At 61.2% G+C, this 1,554-nt stretch carries 3 protein-coding genes; all 3 read left to right on the forward strand.

Features of this window, described 5'->3' with window-relative positions; translation table 11 throughout:
* Positions 1-192, forward strand: a 192-nt coding sequence (locus RR842_RS10155; protein WP_332729666.1) for a hypothetical protein, incomplete at its 5' end; no start/stop codon positions are given.
* Between the two features lie 82 nt (positions 193-274).
* Positions 275-589 carry a TusE/DsrC/DsvC family sulfur relay protein gene (locus RR842_RS10160; protein ID WP_332513094.1) on the forward strand — a complete coding sequence of 105 codons (315 nt, stop codon included), beginning with the start codon at positions 275-277 and terminating at the stop codon, positions 587-589.
* Positions 590-668: 79 nt separating this feature from the next.
* Positions 669-1,554: cobyrinate a,c-diamide synthase (locus RR842_RS10165; protein WP_332729667.1), on the forward strand; the 886-nt coding region annotated here is incomplete at its 3' end.

Genomic DNA, 1,554 nt, shown 5'->3' on the forward strand with positions numbered 1-1,554 from the left:
CCCAACTCGTTCGGCCAGGTGGTGGAGTACACACCAGCGCTCAACGAGGTGCTGGTTATCTTGGGCGTGTACGCCATAGGGCTGCTTGTGCTCACCGCTCTGTTCAAGATCGTGGTGGACGTGCGTGCGAGCGTCGATCAGGGTACCCCTGCACCTGAGCAGAATCCGTGGATCGGGGCGCCTGGCGCATAGGTTCTACCGTGTTTTCTCGTCGCAAACAGTGCGGCAGAATATAAAGGATGTAGGTCCATTTTTCGTTGAAAGGAGTTCGGAAATGGCAGAACTGCAAGTGGGGGATCGCGTGCTTGAGTTGGACGAGGACGGCTTTCTGGAGGATGCTTCCCAGTGGGACGAGGAAGTGGCTGCTGCGCTCGCCGAGACGGAGGAGGTGGAATTGACCGAGGCCCATTGGGCGGTCATCAACTACCTGCGCACGTATTATGCTGACTTCGGTGTGGCGCCCATGGTGCGCAAGATGCTCAAGGACACCGGGCTGTCGAACGGCGAGATGTACGAGCTGTTCCCTAGTGGTCCGGGCAAGGGCGCCTGCAAAATCGCCGGTTTGCTCAAGCCTACCGGCTGCGTTTAGGCTGCAGCGACCGGGCGCTCGGGTGTGCGAAGTGACTGATCGGCGACATAGTATTCAACCTTGCTCGGGCGGCTCTGCCGTGGAGCGCGCATGTGCGCTTCCTCGCGTGATGATCGCTGCGCCCCACGGTAGAAGCGGCAAGACGGTTGTCGTTGTGGGCCTGTTGCGCGCGTTGAGAAACCGCGGGGTCGAGGTGCAGCCCTTCAAGAAAGGGCCGGACTACATCGACCCCGGCTGGCACAGTGTGGCCGCAGGCAGGTGCAGCCGCAACCTAGACTGCTTCTTCATGGATGCAGGTGCCATCCGCTCGGTGTTGGTTGGTGCGTCGGCGGGTGCTCAGATTGCCCTGGGAGAGGGGGCTATGGGGCTGTTTGACGGTTCCGACCTTGCAGGCAGTAGTTCCTCTGCGGAAGCGGCGAAACAGACTGCCACGCCGGTCATCCTGGTACTCGACGTCACCCGTATGACGCGGACGGCGGCAGCTTTGGTGCGAGGGTGCATGGATTTCGATCCCGACGTGAATGTTGTCGGGGTTATTCTGAACCGCGTGCATGGGACCAGGCATGAGGCCCGCTTGCGCGAGGCCATCGAACATTACTGCGGCATTCCTGTCGTGGGAATCATTCCCGAAGACGAGCGTCTGTGTCTCGGCGATCGGCATTTGGGTCTTGTTTCGAGCGCCGAGGTGGAAACGGCTGACTCGTTCGTCGAGAGCGTGGCATCCGTTATCGAAGAGCACGTCGACCTCGACGTGCTCTTGCAGCTGGCGGCTTCGGCACCTGCGTTGGAGCATACCGCTCCGCTGTTCCCGAGCGTGGGCGCTCCGTCGCGCGAGAGCGTGGAGCGCGTGAAGATTGCCGTCGTGCGCGACGAGGCGTTCAACTTCTACTACGAAGAGAACCTGCAGGCTCTTGAGCAGGCAGGAGCTCGACTGGAATACGTCGACAGCCTGGCGGATCCGGCGT

The sequence above is a fragment of the Gordonibacter sp. genome, assembly GCF_036667095.1.
Taxonomy (GTDB): Bacteria; Actinomycetota; Coriobacteriia; order Coriobacteriales; family Eggerthellaceae; genus Gordonibacter.

Coding starts and splice junctions, on each gene's coding strand:
- RR842_RS10160 (WP_332513094.1), top strand. CDS start 275: ATGGCAGAACTGCAAGTGGGGGATCGCGTGCTTGAGTTGGACGAGGAC.